Raw genomic sequence first — 16,749 nt, 5'->3', positions numbered from 1 at the left:
GGCACGCGACAGTGAGCGCGACCGCTGGTCAGGCCGCCGACGGGGTACGTCTCCTGGCGGACCGGTTCGGGATCGAACCGGGCATGGTCGTCATGGAGATGGGGTACGACGAGGACGTCGACCAGGATCTCCGGGACGCCCTGACCGACCGCTGTGGAGAACTGGTCGACGAGGACACCGACGAGGTGGTCGACGCGGTGCTCGTCTGGTACCGCGACGGTGACGGTGACCTCTTCGAGCTCCTCGTCGACGCCCTCGGTCCGCTGGCCGACGCCGGAGTCGTGTGGCTGCTGACCCCGAAGGCCGGCCGGGACGGGCACGTCGAGCCGAGCGAGGTCGCCGAGTCGGCGCAGACCGCGGGGCTCCAGCAGACCTCGACCCTCAACGCCGGCAAGGACTGGAGCGGTGCCCGGCTCGTGCTGCGCCGCGGATCCAAGGGCCGCAAGTAGTAGGCCGTACGCGACTGAGCAATCCCGCACCCGGGGCATCGCCCACGGGTGTGGCAGGCTGGACCCACCTCAGACTCGACCCAAGGAGTTCGCATGCCGATCGAGGTTGGTGCCGAGGCACCCGACTTCCTGCTGAAGGACCAGAACAACCAGGAGGTACGGCTCTCGGACTACCGGGGCAACCGCACCGTGCTGCTGGTCTTCTACCCGCTCGCCTTCACCGGCATCTGCCAGGGCGAGCTGTGCGAGGTGAGGGACAACCTCAACGACTACGTCAACGACGACGTGCAGGTGCTCACCGTCAGCGTCGACTCGATCTACGCGCACAAGATCTGGGCCGAGAAGGAGGGCTACCAGTTCCCGCTGCTGGCCGACTTCTGGCCGCACGGGGCGGTCGCCCAGGCGTACGGCGTCTTCAACGACCTCGCCGGCATCGCCAACCGGGGCACCTTCGTCATCGACAAGGCCGGCATCGTCCGGTTCGCCGAGATGAACATGCCGGGTGAGGCGCGCGACCAGCAGAGCTGGCGCAAGGCCCTCGCCGACACGGTCGCCGCCTGACCGGTCTCCGGGCATACCGTTGCGACGGGCCGGCGGCCGGCAGGTAAGCTTGCCAGCCACCGGCCCGCCCGCACGGGCGTTCCGGGCGCGTAGCTCAGTGGGAGAGCACCCGCCTTACAAGCGGGGGGTCGCAGGTTCGAAACCTGCCGCGCCCACCCACCCCTGCGCCACCGCGAACCCGCAGGTCACCGGCCCTGCCGACGCGCCCGTACCCCTCCCACCCCGCGCCCGTCCCGCCGCAGGTCCGCGGGGTCGCCGTCAGGGCGTCCCCGGCCGGCCCGAGGCCTGGAGCAGGTCGGAGGAGACCCCGGTGAGCTATGCCGACGTCAACGGGCTGCGGCTCTGGTACGAGGAACACGGTGACGGACCCCCGCTGGTGCTGCTGCACGGCGGCTACGGCGCGGCGGAGATGTTCGCCCCGATCCTGCCGGCGCTGGCCCACCGCCGTCGGGTGATCGCGGTCGACCTTCAGGGGCACGGTCGGACCGCCGACGTGGACCGTCCACTGCGCTACGAGACGATGGCCGACGACGTCGCCGCGCTGCTGCGGCACCTCGGCCTGCCCGGGGCGCAGCTGCTCGGCTACTCCCTGGGCGGCGGGGTGGCGCTGCGGACCGCCGTCCAGCATCCGGACCTGGTACGCCGGCTGGTGCTGGTCTCCACCCCGTTCCGGCGGCGGGGTTGGTATCCCGGGGTGCTGGCCGCCATGTCCGGCCAGGACGAGCGGGCCGGCGAACGGATGCGCGGCACGCCCCCGCACCAGCTCTACACGCGGATCGCCCCCCGGCCGCAGGACTGGCCGGTGCTCTGGGCCAAGACCGGTGACCTGCTCCGCCGCGAGTACGACTGGACACCGCAGGTGGCGGCGCTGGCCGTACCGACCCTGCTGGTCTTCGCCGACGCGGACGCGATCCCGGTCGCCCACATGGCCGAGTTCTACGGGCTGCTCGGCGGTGGGCACCGTGACCCGGGCGGCGACGGCACCTCGCGTCCGACCTCCCGCCTCGCGATCCTCCCCGGCCTCACCCACCAGGACATCCCCACCACCCCCCTGCTACCCCACCTCGTTCTCCCCTTCCTCACCCACCAACTCCACTGACCCCCGGCCTCTCTCCCCCCGCCCGCGCCCCTTCCACCGCCCGCCCGTCCGCGCCCTGCCTTCCGTCGCCCGTCCCCGCGCTGCTTCCGTCGCCCATCCGCGCGCTGCCTTCCATCGCCCGTCCGCGCGCTGCCTTCCGTCGCCCGTCCGCGTTGATCAAGAGGTTTGCGTCACGGAATCCGCTGGCGGTGACGCGAACCTCTTGATCAGCCAGCATTCTGCGGGCGGGAGAGGCGGTGGCGCAGCCAGGGCAGCAGAGCGTCGGCCTGGGCCTGCTGGAAGGCGCGGACGGTGGGAATGTTGGGCGGCGGCGGGCGGCGCGCGCTGTCGGTGAAGAAGCCGGCCAGCCCGGCGTAGAAACCGGTCAGGGCGGCCGGGTCGGCCCCGGCGGTGAGCGGCAGCCGGCGCAGCAGCGCCTCGGTGTCGTGCCCGCCGTGCAACCGTACGTTGACCAGCAGCAACGCCGTGTCCAGCCAGGCGGGGCCCCGGCAGGCCCACGGCCAGTCCACCACGGTGACCGTGCCGTCCGGGCCGATCAACAGGTTGTCGGCCCGCACGTCCAGATGGCACAGGGTGTCCCCGGTCAGCCCGGTCAGCCCCCGGTCGGCCGCCGCGCACAACTCGTCAAGGTGCCCGGTGACCCACGGGTCGAGCCGGGGCGGCGGGTCGGCGACGATCCGCCGCCAGCCGCCGAAATCGTGGGCCAGCCGTTCGGCGGCGGTCGGCGTGTCCGGCACCGGGTTCGGCGTGAGCGTCCCGGCCAGGGTTTCCAGCGTACGCAGCGTCAAGTCGAGTTCGGCGTCCCGCCAGGGGGTGTACGGGTGTCGTCCGTCCACGTCGGTCAACACGAGCGCCACCCACTCGCCGTCGTCGTGGCAGCCGAGCAGCCGGGGCGTCGGTGCCGACAGGGGCATTGCGGCGGTGTGCCGGGCCTCGGCGCGGTGCATCCGGGGAGTGTCCGGGTTCTGCGCCGGGCTGACCGCCTTGACGAACGCCCGTCGACCACCGGCGGTCCGCACCCGGTCGGCGGTGCCCGGGGAGTAGCCGCCAGGCTGGGAGACCGCCCCGACCACCCGGTCACCGATGATCCGCTCCACCGCCTGCCGGACATGCCCGGGCAGCTCATCCCACCCGATCCTGCCCCCGCCCGTACCCATACCCGCCATCCCCCCACCCTGGCGAGCACCCCCACCCCCAGCAACCCGATTACCCCACCCCACCCCACCCCCACCCCACCCCCACCCGCCCCCGGCCCAGCTCCCGCTCCCACCTCAGCCTCTGCTCCTCGCCCCGGCCCCCTCCGTGATCAAGAGCTTTACGTCAACAGCCCGTCCCGAACCGACGCAAACCTCTTGATCACCCCTCCGCCGTCGTCGATGTCTCCGTTGATCAAGAGGTTTGCGTCAGTCAAGCGGTACAGGTTGACGCAAACCTCTTGGTCAACCGCTGACTCCCTTGTTGTCCCTGTTGATCAAGAGGTTTGGGTCGGCCGGGCGGTGCAGGTTGACGCAAACCTCTTGGTCATCCGTCCACTCCCTCGTTGTCGCCGGCTGATCAAGAGGTTTGGGGCGGAAACAGCGGATGGGTTGACGCAAACCTCTTGATCGCCGGGGCCAGGGGTGGGGCCGGGGCCGGGGTGGGAGCCGGAGCGGTAGGGGAGCGGGGTCGGGGCATGGGTGGGGTGGGAGGGGGAATGCGCGGCGGGACGGTCCTGGGGAGGAGTGACGGATGAGGGGTCCCACCGGCTTGACCATCGGTGTGCTCGGCTCGTACGGCGGTCGGAACCTGGGGGACGAGGCGATCCTCACCGGTCTGCTGGCCGATCTGCGGGAGCAGGAGCCGAATGCGCGGATCATCGTGTTCTCCCGTAACCCGGCGCACACCGCGCTGGCCCATCCCGACGTCGAGGCGGTGCCCTGGGAGGGTGTCAGCCGGGTCGACTCGGCCGAGGTGCTCGGCCAACTCGACCTGCTGATTCTCGGCGGCGGCGGCATCCTGTACGACAAGGAGGCCCGCCGTTACCTGCGGGTGGTCCGGGTCGCCCAGGAACGCGGTCTGCCCCTGCTGACGTACGCGGTGGGTGTCGGTCCGCTCAACGACGGGGTGGACACCGGCATGGTCCGGGAGACGCTGGCCGGGGCGACCGAGGTGACCGTCCGCGACCAGGAGTCCCGGATGGTGCTGGAGGAGGCGGGACTGCTCAATCCGATCACCGTCACCGCCGACCCGGCGTTCCTGCTGGAGCCGGAGGACTTCCCCGCCCGGTTGCTGCGCGAGGAAGGGGTTCCCGCCGGAAAGCGGCTGGTCGGGCTGAGTGTCCGGGAGCCGGGGCGGGCGGCCGAACGACTGGACGTCGACGGGTACCACCGGTTGCTCGCCCAGATCGGCGACTTCCTGGTGCAGCGGATCGACGCGCACGTGCTGTTCGTCCCGATGGAACGCGACGACATCCGGCACTCGCACGGGGTGCTGTCCCACATGATCGCCGCCGACCGGGGGCGCATCCTGCACGGCGACTATTCGCCCCGGCAGGTGCTCGGCCTGATGAAGCACTTCGACCTGGCGGTCGGCATGCGGCTGCACTTCCTGATATTCGCGGCGATGGTCGGTACCCCGTTCCTGCCCCTGCCGTACGCGGGGAAGGTCTTCGATCTTGCCCAGCGGCTCGGGGTGCCGGCGCTGCGCGGCGTGGAACGGGAGGTGGAGGGTCCGCTGCTGGCGGAGGTCGACAGGCTCTGGGACGAACGGGACGCCCGCCGCGAGGCCACCGCCCGCCGGGTCGCCGAGGTGTGCGACCAGGCCCGGGGTACCTCCCAGGTCACCCGTGCCGTACTGGACGGCCTGCGCTCGCGCACCCTGGCCCGGATGGCCGCCTGACCGGCGACCCCCGGATGGCCGCCTGACCGGCGACCCCAACGAAACGGACCGCCGTCACACTGGCGGACCTGACGGTCGGGACCGCCTTCACCGGCGGCCCCGACCGTCCGGTCCGCCCGACACCGGTGACCGGCACGACCAGGGCCGGCTCCGGCACGACCGGCACGACCAAGGCTGAGAACCGGCACGACCGGCACCGTCGGGGGCGGTCGTACCGGTCGGGTCAGACGGCCGGGCCGCGCCAGCGGTAGCGCCACTGGTCGCCAGCGGACTCCAACTCGTAGATCTGGGCGTCGACCAGACCCTGCGGGCCGAGGTGGTGGTGGGTCAGCGGGGGACGCTCGTTGCTGTCCAGCTCGACGTCGACCGCCTCGCCGTCAGCCGGGCCGTCCGCCAGGGGAATCCGTACCGTCGCAGCCATGCGCCCATCCTGCCAAGCCGGCCGCCGGCCCGCAGGGTTTGCCGACGACAGTGGGCTCGCCGGGGGGACAGCGGGACGGCACGGCCACCGCTATCGTCCGCTGATGGCGGAAATCCAGATCGATCCGACGCTCGCCCCGGTGCTGGCCCGCACCGGCGACGAGCGGGCGGTGCTCGACGCGTTCCTCGATTTCCACCGGGCGATCGTGCTGCGCAAGGCACGGGGCCTGAGCGACGCCGAGGCGGCCCGCCGGCTGGTGCCGTCGGCCACCACCCTGGCCGGCATCCTGCAGCATCTCACCCTGGTCGAGCGGAACTGGTTCCCGTTCCTGCTCGATCCGGCCCCCGGCGACGTCTTCCCGACCTCCGAGGAGGACGCGGCGGCCAGTTTCGCCCTGGCCGAGGGGGAAACCCTCGACCAGCTCGCCGACGCCTACGAGCGGGCCTGCGCCCGGTCCCGTGAGCTGGCCGCCCGGTTCCCGCTGGACCATGTCGTGGCGCAGCCGCAGCTCGGCGAGGTGTCCCTACGTTGGATCATGGTGCACATGATCGAGGAAACCGCCCGGCACGCCGGCCACGCCGACATCCTCCGTGAGCTGACCGACGGCAGCACCGGCGCGGTCTGAGCGACGGTGACCGGCCCTCGCCCTATCCTGACCCCCGGGCGTCGACGAGGGGGAACGAGTGCTGGTCGTCCACGGGGTGTGGCTGGTCGGGGCCGGTCTGGCGGTGTGGGCGGAGGACTCGACCCGGCCGACCCGGGTGCCGCGCCGCCCCGGCCGGGCCCCGCGTGAGCGCCCCCACCCCTTCGCCGCCGACCCGGGCACCCTGACCGCGCTGCTCGGTGACCACCCGCCCGGCACCGTGCCGCTCACCCTCCCCACCCGGGCGGGCGCACCGCTGCACTCGCCGGAGCTGGTCCCGGCCACCGTCGCGGAACCGGCCCGTGGCCCGGTCACCCTCGCCGCCTGGCGCACCCCCGTCCTCCGGTACGCCCCGGACGACGCGTTCGACCTGCTGCGTACCCTCGACGGGCTCGACGCCGTGGTGGGGGCCGACCTGCGGCACCTCGCCGAGCTGGCGGGTTTCGCGGTCGACCTGGTGGCCCGGGGCCGGCTGCTGCCCGGCGTGGCCGACCGCCCGCCCGGGGACGCGCCAGCGGACCGGCGCCCGACCGTCCGCCGGGACTCCGACGGGCCGGTGGACCGGAGACCGGAAGAACGCGGTCTGGGGGACCGGACGCCGGACGGCGACGGGCCGGTGGACCGGCGGGCGGGCGGCCGGTCGACGGGGAAGGCGGTCGGGTGGGCGGTGTGGCGGCCCCTGCTCACCGGCGCGGACGCGGCCTGGGCCCGGTCGCTGGCCCTCGCTCTGCCCCCGGCGGTCCGTGCCGCCGTCGACCCCGGATCGCCCCCCGCCCGCCCGCGTCCCGGTGCCGGGAGGCGGACCGGCCCCGAGGGGGTGCCCGCCTCGGCGCAGCGCGGGGCAGACGCACCGCCCGCCGGTGCCGGCCCGGCCGGTCGACCCGGCGTGCCCACCGGTGCCAGCGGCGTCGACGGGGCCGGCGGGCTGGTCGCGGATGTGCTGGATCTGCTCACCGATGCCGCCGCCCGCCGGGCGCTGGCCGACGTCGACCTGCTCCGGGGTGGGCGGCGCGACGGGGTGACGGCCGGGTGGCTGGCGGCACTGACCGGCCCGCAGCGACGGTTCACCGCCGAACCCGACGGGCTGGGCACCCTCCGCACCGAACTGGACGCCTGGCAGCGCGACGCCGTCGGCGGCCCGGTCCGGGCGAGTTTCCGGCTGGTGGAGCCGGCCGACGACGAGATCGTCGACACGCTGACCGTGGTGCCGGCCGACCCGTCGGCGGTCGTCAGGCAGGGGGGACGGTGGCGTATCGAGTTCGGTCTCCAGGCCGCCGACGAGCCGGGTCTGCACGTCGCCGCCGGTGACGTCTGGCGGCACCCGGAACGGCTGCCGGCGCTGGCCGGCCGCTGCGGCGATCCGCAGGAGACCCTGCTGGCCGAGTTGGGCCGGGCCGGGCGGCTCTGGCCGGAGCTGGACGGGGCCCTGCGCATCCCCGCCCCGGAACAGCTGGAGCTGGACGTCGAGGGGGCGCACCGGTTCCTGCGCGACGGCGCGCCGGTGCTGCACGCCGCCGGCTTCGGGGTGCTGCTGCCGTCCTGGTGGCGGCGGCCGGCGGCCCGGCTCGGTGCCCGGTTGCAGGCCCGCAGCCGCACCGCCCCGGGCACGGTCGCCACGGCCGGGGCGCTCGGGCTGGACGCGCTCGTCGACTACCGCTGGGAGGTGGCGCTCGGCGACGAGACGGTCGACGCCGACGAGTTGGCCGCGCTGGCCGCCCTGAAGACCCCGCTGGTGCGGTTGCGCGGCCGGTGGGTGGAGCTGGACCCGAAGCGGCTGGCCGCCGGCCTGCGGCTGCTGCGGTCCTCCGGCGAGCTGACAGTGGCCGACCTGCTGCGGATGGGGCTGGCCGGGGCGGACCGCCCGGAGGCCCTGCCGGTGCTCGAGGTGACCGCCGACGGCCCGCTCGGTGACCTGCTGGCGGGGCAGGCCGAACGGCGGCTCGTCCCGTTGGACCCGCCGCCGGCCTTCAAGGGCACCCTGCGGCCGTACCAGCGGCGCGGCCTGGCCTGGCTGGTGTTCCTCCAGTCGCTCGGGCTCGGCGGGGTGCTCGCCGACGACATGGGGTTGGGCAAGACGGTGCAGCTGCTGGCCCTGCTCGCCGGGGACCCGCCGGACGCCGGGCCGACCCTGCTGGTCTGTCCGATGTCGCTGGTCGGCAACTGGCAGCGGGAGGCGGCCCGGTTCACCCCCGGGTTGCGGGTGCACGTGCACCACGGCGCGGACCGGGCCCGGGACGACTCGTTCACCTCGGCGGTGCACGCCGCCGACCTGGTGCTCACCACCTACGCGGTGGCGGCGCGGGACGCGGTGGCGCTGGCGTCGGTCGGCTGGCACCGGGTGGTGGTCGACGAGGCCCAGGCGATCAAGAACGCGGCCACCCGGCAGGCCGAGGCGGTCCGGGCGCTGCCCGCCCGGCACCGGATCGCCGTCACCGGCACGCCTGTGGAGAACCGGCTGGCCGACCTGTGGTCGATCATGCAGTTCGCCAACCCCGGCCTGCTCGGCCCGGCCAGTAGTTTCCGGCAGTCGTACGCGGTGCCGATCGAGCGGCACGGCGACGCCGAGGCGGCGGCCCGGCTGCGCCGGGTCACCGGCCCGTTCGTGCTACGGCGGCTCAAGACCGACTCCTCGATCATCAGTGACCTGCCGGAGAAGCTGGAGATGGAGGTGGTCTGCAACCTCACCGCCGAGCAGGCGTCGCTCTACCGGGCGGTCGTCGACGAGATGCTGGCCAGGATCGAGTCGAGCGACGGGATGGAACGCCGGGGCCTGGTGCTGGCCACGATGACCCGGCTCAAGCAGGTCTGCAACCATCCGGCCCAGCTGCTGCACGACGGCTCGCCGCTGGCCGGGCGTTCGGGCAAGCTGCAACGGTTGGAGGAGATCGTCGACGAGGTGCTCGCGGCCGGCGAGAAGGCCCTGCTGTTCACCCAGTACGCCGAGTTCGGCGCGCTGCTGCGCGGCCACCTGTCGGCCCGCTTCGGCCGGGAGGTGCTCTACCTGCACGGCGGGGTCGGCAAGGCCGAGCGGGACGACCTGGTCACCCGGTTCCAGTCCCCGGACGGCCCGGCCCTGTTCGTGCTCTCCCTGAAGGCCGGCGGCACCGGGCTGACCCTGACCGCCGCCAACCACGTGGTGCACGTCGACAGGTGGTGGAACCCGGCGGTGGAGGACCAGGCCACCGACCGGGCGTTCCGGATCGGCCAGCGACGGCGGGTGCAGGTCCGCAAGTTCGTCTGCGCCGGCACCGTCGAGGAGAAGGTGGCCGCGATGATCGCCGACAAGCGGGGGCTGGCCGCGTCGGTGGTGGGCAGCGGCGAACAGTGGGTCACCGAGTTGTCCACCGGGCAACTGCGGGAGCTGTTCACGCTCGACGCTGGGGCGGTGGTCGAATGACCCCCCGACCGGCCGGCACCGGGCCGGACGACTCGACGCCGACGGGCCGGTACGCCGACTTCGGTCCGGCCCTGCGGGTCGACGGCGGGCTGCGGGCACGTAGCACCCGGGGCGCGATCGGGGTCTCCTGGTGGTCCCGACGCTTCCTGGAGGTGCTGGAGTCGTTCGCGTTGGGCACCCGGCTCACCCGGGGCCGGGCGTACGCGCGCCGGGGGCAGGTGCTGCGGCTCGACGTGTCACCCGGGCGGGTCGAGGCGAGCGTGCAGGGTTCCCGGCCCCGGCCGTACCCGGTGACGATCGCCCTGCCACCGTTTCCGGACGCGCTCTGGGACCGGGTCGAACGGGAGCTGGCCGGGCAGGCGTTCTTCAGCGCCCGGCTGCTCGCCGGTGACCTGCCGGCCGAACTGGAGGAGGTGTTCGCTGCTGCGGGCGCGCCCCTGTTCCCCCGGTCGGTGGGGGAGCTGAGCCAGCGCTGCGGCTGCCCCGACGTGGCGGTGCCGTGCAAGCATCTGGCGGCGACGTTCTACCTGCTCGCCGAGGCGTTCGACGCCGACCCGTTCCAGTTGCTGCACTGGCGGGGCCGCAGCCGCGACGCGTTGCTGGGCCGGCTGCGTACCCTCCGGGCCGACGCGGTCGGTTCGGCCACGCCCACCGGGCGGGACGCCGGCATGCCCGGCCCGACGCCGTCGGTGGTGGACGGTGCGCCGGGCGGGCCGCCGGCTGCGGTGGCGGGGGCGGCCCGGGTGCTCGCCGACGTGCCCGACGTGCCGCCCACCGAGGCGGTGGACCGGTTCTGGGTGTCGCCGGTGCCGCTGCCGGACCGGCCGCCCATCCTGGCCACCGGCCCGGAGCTGCTGCTGCGGCAGCTCGGCGCGCCCGCTGCGGCGATCGGCGGCCCCGGCCTGCTGGAACGTCTGCGCCGGGCCTACCAGGCCCTCGACCCGGGCTGACCCGGCGCGGTCATGATCGACACCAGTGGGGCGATGTCGGGGTGTCCCGTCGCCTGCGATCCCGCATCATCGCGCCCCTGGTGCCGATCATGGCGTCGGCCGGTGCCGGCGGTGGTGCCGATCATGGCGCGGGTCAGCGCCAGCGGTGCCGGAAGTGCCACATCAGGCCGGTGTTGGCCGCCAGGACGACGACGCACGCCGCACCCGCCGTCCGTCCGGCCAGGACGGTCATCGCGGGTAGCGACGCCCACAGGACGACCGTCAGCAGCATCAGCCAGCGCCCACGTCGGGCCCGGATCCGATGGTCGAGTCGTGCGAAGAACTTCGGATCGCTCTCCCGGAGCTGCCGGGTGATCTGTTCGAACCTGCGCTGATCCTCTTTGCTGAGCATGGCGGTGCCTTCCCCTCAGGCTTCAGCGGTTCGGCGGCTTACCCGCTGCGGCGGCCGGTCACGCCCTCCTGCTGCTGCTACTTTCCCGCCCCGGACGCCGTCAGCGCGGCGGGCCGACCGTCGCCGGGGACGGGCCGTCCGAAACCGGGCCGGCGGGCCGCCCGCAACCGGGTCGGCGGGTGCGGAGCACCTCAATACCGGCTTACCGGCGGCTTAAGTTTCGCTGTGCCGGTGAACGCCACGTCCCGTGACACGTACCGCCAAAGCGGTACGGCGGGGCTGCGGCCGGACACGTCGTCCCTGCTCGGGACGGTGCGGTCCGGCCGGGGTGGAACCACCCGGCCGGCACCCTCGCACAGCGGCACCTTAAGTGCCCCCGCCGACGGCCGTGACCAGCCTTGTCGGCAGCTCAGCCCTTGACTACCTTCCCGTGGCAACTCCTCCGGCAGCCGCCGCCGCACCCGCCCCCGGTCGCAGCGGTACGGCGCATCGAAAGAAAACGGGACCGGTACATGGCCGACCAGAACGTGCCACCGCATCGACCGCACACCCCCGGCGGACACACCCCGGCGTACGAGGTCCCGGCCGCGCCGTACGGGCCGCCGCCGGTGTCCCGGGGCCCGCAGTGGGTGGGGCCCGAGGGGTTGGGCCGGCAGGCGTTCCACCAGCCGGCCGGTACCGGACTGCCCCACCTGGACGACGACGGCGACGACCGCGACCGGGTCGGCCGGCGGCGCGCCCTGGTCGCGTTGGGCGGCACCGCCGCCGTGGTGGCCGGCGGCGCGGCACTGGCGCTGAGTCCCCAGGTGCGGGGCCTGTTCGGCGACGACGCCGCCGGGGACGCCACCGGCGCGACCACCACCGACGGCACGCCGGCCCGCCCGAGCGGCCAGCAGCCCAGCACGGTACGCACCTACACCGAGCAGAACGAGAGCTACATGGGCTCCCGGGCCGGTGCGGCGCTGAAGCGGAACTCGCCCAGCGGTGGCCGGACCTTCTCCGGCCCGGCCGACGCGGCGGCGCATACCCCGGTGACGGTGAAGACGGTGCTGGCCAAGGACCCGGTCCGGCACCTGGCCAGCCGGGCCACCTTCGGCGCCACCCCGAAGGTGCTCGCCGACATCCGTCGGATGGGCATCGACGCCTGGGTGCGTCAGCAGCTCGACCCGGAGAAGATCGCGCCGAGCGCCGCCGAGCTGAAGCTCGCCGAGCTGCCCACCCTCGCCCTGACCAGCCAGCAGGTACGCGACCAGCGGGAGCAGCTCAACGAGCGGGGCGCGCAGCCGGAGAAGGAGATGGTCGACGGCACGCTGGCCCGGCAGATCTGGTCGGAACGGCAGCTCTACGAGGTGATGGTCGACTTCTGGAACGACTTCCTGCACGTCGCGGCGGACTTCGACGGGGGTGAGGCGTACCGGAACTCGTTCGACCGGGACGTGATCCGCAAGCACGCCATGGGCAGCTACCCGGACATGCTGGTGGCGGCGAACAAGCACCCGGCGCTGCTGCTCTACCTCAACCAGAACGACTCCCGCGCCGACGCGGTCAACGAGAACCTGGCCCGGGAGAACCTGGAGCTGTACTCGGTCGGGGTCGACGGCGGCTACACCGAGAAGGACGTCCGGCAGGCCGCCCTGCTCCAGACCGGCCGGGGCGTCGACGACGGAAGGTACGTCTTCCGCCACGACCGGCACTACCGGGGCAAGGTGAAGATCCTCGGCTTCAGCCACCCCAACGACTCGACCGACCCGAAGAAGGCCGACCAGGTCATCGACGCGTACCTCACCTACCTCGCGCTGCACCCGTCGACCGCCAGGTACGTGGCCCGCAGCCTGGCCACCCGGTTCGTCTCGGACACCCCGCCGAAGTCCCTGGTGGACCGGCTCACCCAGATCTACATCGTCAACAAGGGCTCGGTGAAGCCGCTGCTGATGTCGCTGTTCAGCTCCTCGGAGTTCTGGGCGGCGGTCGGCCAGAAGGTCCGCCGGCCGATGGAGTACCTGGTCGCCACCTACCGGACGTTGGGCGTCGGACCGCAGGCCGGGCCGGGTTTCCGGCAGGGCGACAGCAAGCGCACCGCGTTCGCCCAGGGGCTGCGCCAGATCCACGACAAGCTGCGCGAGCTGGGCCAGTACCCGATGGGCCAGCCCACCCCCGACGGCTACCCGGACGTCTACGTCGCCTGGACGTCGGCCGGCACGATGGTCAACGGGTGGAACGAGGCCGCCGACCTGATCGCCGGCCGCCGCACCCAGTTCACCTACACCAGGCCGGAGAAGCTGGTGGCCAGGCCACCGTCGACCGCCGGGGCGTACGTGGACGCGTTGGCGCAGCGGCTGGTGCACCAGAAGCTGTCGACCCGGGAGCGGAACCTGATCCTCGGGGTGGCCGGCGTGTCCGCCACCGCCAAGGTCGACGCCACGTTCGACGGGGCGATCGCCGCCGTCGCGCGGGCGATCCTCGCGTCCCCCCAGCACCACCTGCGGTGAGGCAGACGATGGAGAAGCCGGTGACGCACCCGATGGAGAAGACCGTGCCCGCGTTCCCCCTGCACCCCGAGTGCCCCGACCTGCGTCGGCTCGCCGACGACCCGGCGCAGGCGCTGCTGCGCGCCGAGGCCGACATCGTCGCCGCCGAGAACGCCGCCGAGGCCGACCGCTACCGCCGACTGGAGGACCTGGAGGAGGCCCAGCAGGACGGGCGCGGGGTGACCCGACGGACCTTCGTCGCCGGGGCCGCCGCCACCGCCACCGCGCTGGCCACCGCCCAGTTCGTCACCACCTCCGCGTCGTTCGCGGCGACGAGGACCGGCACCCTGATCCACGTGTTCCTCTACGGCGGGCTGGACGGGCTGAGCCTGGTCGCCCCGGCCGACGACCCGGTGCTGGCCAAGGCCCGCCCCGACCTGCTGCTCGGCGACGACTCACTGGCCCTGGGCCGGGGCTTCAAGCTGACCAGCGCGTTCGCCCCGCTGGAGAAGTGGCTCAAGGCCGGCCAGCTCGGGTTCGTCCCGGCGGCCTCCGACGAACGGCTGTCCCGCAGCCACTTCCAGGCCGCCGACGCCTGCAACCTGGGCGGCCTGCCCAACGAGACCGGTGGCCGGGGCTGGCTGGACAGCCTGGTCGACTCCCTCGGCAAGGGCACCGCGTTCCGCAGCGTCGGCATCGGCAGCACCCTGCCCCGCTCGCTGGTCGGCACCAACGGCGCGCTGTCGCTCAACAGCGTCGGCTCGCTGCGGCTCAACGGCGACGACCGCTACCGGGCGGCCACCGAGAAGGCGATCCGGGGCCTGTTCACCGGGATCAACCACCCGGTGGAGGAGGCGGTGATCGAGGGGATGGGCGCGTTGTCGACCGCCCAGCAGCTCGCCGCGAAGCCGTACCAGCCGGCGGAGGGCGTGAAGTACGAGGGCGTCGGCTACGCCTTCGGGCAGCTCGCCCAGCTGATCAAGGGCGGGGCGAACGTCCGGGTCGCCACGGTCGGGATGGGCGGCTACGACACCCACGAGAACCAGGGCACCCGCTCCGGTGGCCAGTTGCACCGACGCCTCGGCGAGCTGGCCACCGCGATGGCCGCCTTCTTCACCGACCTGGGCGACCGGGCCGCCGACGTCACCATCATGGTGTCGAGCGAGTTCGGCCGTCGGGTCGCCTCCAACGGCGGCGGCACCGACCACGGCCACGGCGGGGTGGTCACCATCCTGTCCGGGCGTAAGCTCGCCGGCTCACTGCTGGGCCGCTGGGACGGGCTGGGCGATCTGGACTCGGGGGACGTCCCCGAGTACAACAACATGTTCGACGTCTACGGCGCGGTGGCGCAGGGCCGGTTCGGGCTGACCACCGCCCAGGTCGACCGGATCTTCCCGCGGCGCAAGTACACCCCGATGAAGCTCTACGCGTGACCTACCGGGACACGCACGCCGCCGGTCGGCGTACCCGGGAGCCGTCCCGGTACGCCGGCCGGCCGGCTGCGTCCGTATCCCCGCCGCCGGCCCGGCCCCGGCGTGGGTCCGCCGGCCGGCGGGTGCTGTCCGGGCTGTTCTGGGCCGGCCTGGTGGCCGCGGTGCTGCCGTGGTGGCTGGACACCCCGGCCGGCTCGCTGGCCGGCACCGCCGACGTGCTCACCGCCGCCGGTCGGGTCACCGGTCTGGTCGCCGGCTACCTGCTGCTGGTGCAGGTGCTGATGATGAGCCGCCTCGGCGTGCTGGAACGCGGGGTCGGCGGCGAGCGGCTGTCCCGGGTGCACCGGGATCTCGGCGCGACCCTGCTGGTGGCGGTGCTGGCGCACCTGTCGCTGCTGGTGGTCGGCTACGCGCGGACCCAGGGCAACCCGGTTACCGCCCAGCCGGGGGTGCTGCTGCGCGACTTCGACGACATGGTGTCCGCGTTCGCCGCGGCCGGCATCCTGGTGCTGGTCGGCGGCACCGGCATCCGGGCGGTCCGCCGGGCGCTGCCCTACGAACTCTGGTACCACCTGCACCTGACCAGCTACCTGGCGCTGCTGCTCGGCTTCGGCCACCAGTTCAGCAACGGCGCGCAGCTCTTCCCGCCCGGCCCGGTCCGCACCGGCTGGATTGCCGCATATCTGCTGGTCGCCGCCGCCCTGGTGTGGGGTCGGCTGGTCGCGCCGGTGCTGCTCAACCTGCGGCACCGGCTGCGGGTGGCCGACGTGGTGGCGGAGAGCCCGGACACCGTCTCGATCTACCTGACCGGCCGCCGGCTGCACCAGCTCGACCCGCTCGGCGGGCAGTACCTGCGCTGGCGGTTCCTGGCCCGGGGCTGCTGGTGGCAGTCGCACCCGTTCTCGCTCTCCGCCGCCGCGAACGGCCGCTGGCTGCGGCTGACCGTGAAGGTGGTCGGCGGGCACACCAGGGACCTGCGTGACCTCGACCCGGGCACCCGGGTCTGGGCGGAGGGGCCCTCCGGCACGTTCACCGCCGCGCACCGGACCCGGGACCGGGCCCTGCTGATCGCCGGCGGCAGCGGCATCGGCCCGTTGCGGGCGATGCTTGAGGAACTGCCCGCCGGCGCGGCCCTGATCTACCGGGCCCGCACCCCGGCCGACGTGCTGTTGCAGCACGAGCTGGACTGGTTGGCCCAGGCCCGGCGGACTGACGTCTGGTACGTCGTCGGCTCCCGCGACGACGCCGGTCCCCGCCAGGTGATGAACCCGGACGGGCTGCGCCGGCTGGTGCCCGACCTGACCCGCCGCGACGTCTACCTGTGCGGGCCGCAGGGGCTGGTCGACTCCTCGGTGCGGATGCTCCGGCAGGCCGGCGTGCCCCGCCGGCAGATCCACCTCGCCCCGTTCGAGCTGTAGGAGGACACCTGACATGCGTCGCGCGCTGCTCGCGATCACCGGGCTGGCCGCCGGCACCACCGCCCTGGTGGTGCTCAAGGGCGCACCGCAGGACCGCCAGGTCGCCGTGGACCTGCCAGCCGGTGCGCCGGTCGGCACGGCGGACCGCACCGACCCGGTCACCCCCGGTGCGACGCCGCAGCGGACCGCCGCGACACCCCGGCCGACCGGCCGGCCCGACGCCACTGTCAGCCCTACCCCGGCCACCCGACGGACCACCCCCGGCGGGGACGCCGGCGCCCGCCGCACCCCGGCCGCCGGCCGGACCACCGCGCCGAAGCCCACCACCCGTACGGTCACCGGCCCGGTGGTCTCCACCGAGTTCGGCAACGTGCAGGTGCGGATCACCGTCGCCGGCACCCGGATCGTCGACGCGGTGGCCCTGGAACTGCCCCAGGGCGGCCAGTCCGACCTGCGCAGCGACCGGGTCGACGCCGCCTACAGCGGCACCACCGGCGACGTGGTGCGCCAGCAGGACGCCAACCTGGACACCGTCTCCCAGGCGACCGCCACCAGCGACGGCTACCGGCGGTCGTTGCAGGCCGCCCTCGACCAGGCCCGCTAGGTGGGCGCGGCGTCGACCCGGCCCGGCCTGCGCCGGGT

General features: G+C 73.8%; 14 protein-coding genes and 1 tRNA gene. 12 read left to right on the top strand and 3 right to left on the bottom strand.

What is annotated here, in order from left to right:
- The first annotated feature begins 11 nt into the window (after positions 1-11).
- The 4 genes from JQN84_RS17690 (at position 12) to JQN84_RS17675 (ending at position 2,109) form a co-directional block, all read left to right on the top strand.
- Positions 12-449 carry a DUF3052 domain-containing protein gene (locus JQN84_RS17690; RefSeq protein ID WP_067315614.1) on the top strand — a complete coding sequence of 146 codons (438 nt, stop codon included), beginning with the start codon at positions 12-14 and terminating at the stop codon, positions 447-449.
- A gap of 93 nt (positions 450-542) precedes the next feature.
- On the top strand, positions 543-1,010 hold the full coding sequence (locus tag JQN84_RS17685; protein ID WP_204959437.1) for a peroxiredoxin: 468 nt from the start codon (positions 543-545) through the stop codon (positions 1,008-1,010).
- A gap of 83 nt (positions 1,011-1,093) precedes the next feature.
- Positions 1,094-1,165 (top strand) — tRNA-Val (locus JQN84_RS17680).
- Positions 1,166-1,320: 155 nt separating this feature from the next.
- On the top strand, positions 1,321-2,109 hold the full coding sequence (locus JQN84_RS17675; RefSeq protein ID WP_204959436.1) for an alpha/beta fold hydrolase: 789 nt from the start codon (positions 1,321-1,323) through the stop codon (positions 2,107-2,109).
- Positions 2,110-2,315: 206 nt separating this feature from the next.
- Here the strand turns inward: JQN84_RS17675 and JQN84_RS17670 are convergent, their stop codons facing one another.
- Positions 2,316-3,275 carry a phosphotransferase family protein gene (locus tag JQN84_RS17670; RefSeq protein WP_204959435.1) on the bottom strand — a complete coding sequence of 320 codons (960 nt, stop codon included), beginning with the start codon at positions 3,273-3,275 and terminating at the stop codon, positions 2,316-2,318.
- Between the two features lie 562 nt (positions 3,276-3,837).
- Between JQN84_RS17670 and JQN84_RS17665 the strand changes: the two genes are divergently transcribed.
- Positions 3,838-4,986 (top strand): polysaccharide pyruvyl transferase family protein, encoded by a 1,149-nt coding sequence (locus tag JQN84_RS17665; protein WP_204959434.1) that lies wholly within the window; start codon positions 3,838-3,840, stop codon positions 4,984-4,986.
- Between the two features lie 223 nt (positions 4,987-5,209).
- Here JQN84_RS17665 and JQN84_RS17660 read toward each other — a convergent pair whose 3' ends face one another.
- Positions 5,210-5,407 (bottom strand): DUF8847 domain-containing protein, encoded by a 198-nt coding sequence (locus JQN84_RS17660; protein WP_088644837.1) that lies wholly within the window; start codon positions 5,405-5,407, stop codon positions 5,210-5,212.
- 103 nt (positions 5,408-5,510) lie between these two features.
- Here JQN84_RS17660 and JQN84_RS17655 point away from each other — a divergent pair, with 103 nt between their 5' ends.
- Genes JQN84_RS17655 through JQN84_RS17645 form a run of 3 tightly spaced genes read left to right on the top strand, consistent with a single transcriptional unit; the run spans position 5,511 to position 10,397 of the window.
- Entirely contained in the window at positions 5,511-6,032 is a 522-nt protein-coding gene (locus JQN84_RS17655; protein WP_204959433.1) for a DinB family protein, read from the top strand.
- Positions 6,033-6,090: 58 nt separating this feature from the next.
- Positions 6,091-9,447 (top strand): SNF2-related protein, encoded by a 3,357-nt coding sequence (locus JQN84_RS17650; protein ID WP_204959432.1) that lies wholly within the window; start codon positions 6,091-6,093, stop codon positions 9,445-9,447.
- A complete protein-coding gene (locus tag JQN84_RS17645; protein WP_204959431.1) occupies positions 9,444-10,397 on the top strand; it encodes an SWIM zinc finger family protein in 954 nt (317 codons plus the stop codon). Before JQN84_RS17650 ends, JQN84_RS17645 begins: the two co-directional genes overlap by 4 nt.
- 133 nt (positions 10,398-10,530) lie before the next feature.
- On the opposite strand, the gene JQN84_RS17640 is transcribed toward JQN84_RS17645, so the two are convergent.
- Positions 10,531-10,788 carry a DUF3040 domain-containing protein gene (locus tag JQN84_RS17640; protein ID WP_204959430.1) on the bottom strand — a complete coding sequence of 86 codons (258 nt, stop codon included), beginning with the start codon at positions 10,786-10,788 and terminating at the stop codon, positions 10,531-10,533.
- 512 nt (positions 10,789-11,300) lie between these two features.
- Between JQN84_RS17640 and JQN84_RS17635 the strand changes: the two genes are divergently transcribed.
- Genes JQN84_RS17635 through JQN84_RS17620 form a run of 4 tightly spaced genes read left to right on the top strand, consistent with a single transcriptional unit; the run spans position 11,301 to position 16,711 of the window.
- Positions 11,301-13,277: a DUF1800 domain-containing protein gene (locus JQN84_RS17635; protein WP_204959429.1), complete on the top strand. Its 1,977-nt coding sequence runs from the start codon at positions 11,301-11,303 to the stop codon at positions 13,275-13,277.
- 20 nt (positions 13,278-13,297) lie between these two features.
- On the top strand, positions 13,298-14,689 hold the full coding sequence (locus JQN84_RS17630; protein WP_307821280.1) for a DUF1501 domain-containing protein: 1,392 nt from the start codon (positions 13,298-13,300) through the stop codon (positions 14,687-14,689).
- Positions 14,686-16,107, top strand: a complete 1,422-nt coding sequence (locus tag JQN84_RS17625) for a ferredoxin reductase family protein (RefSeq protein WP_204959428.1) — start codon at positions 14,686-14,688, stop codon at positions 16,105-16,107. The genes JQN84_RS17630 and JQN84_RS17625 overlap by 4 nt, the downstream gene beginning before the upstream one ends.
- Before the next feature lie 13 nt (positions 16,108-16,120).
- Positions 16,121-16,711, top strand: coding sequence for an FMN-binding protein (locus JQN84_RS17620; protein ID WP_204959427.1), 591 nt, complete (start codon positions 16,121-16,123; stop codon positions 16,709-16,711).
- Positions 16,712-16,749: the final 38 nt, after the last annotated feature.

This window comes from Micromonospora humidisoli (assembly GCF_016900955.1).
Lineage (GTDB): Bacteria > Actinomycetota > Actinomycetes > Mycobacteriales > Micromonosporaceae > Micromonospora > Micromonospora wenchangensis.
Note: the sequence above shows the minus strand (reverse complement) of the source record. Positions and strands in the feature narration are given on the sequence as shown.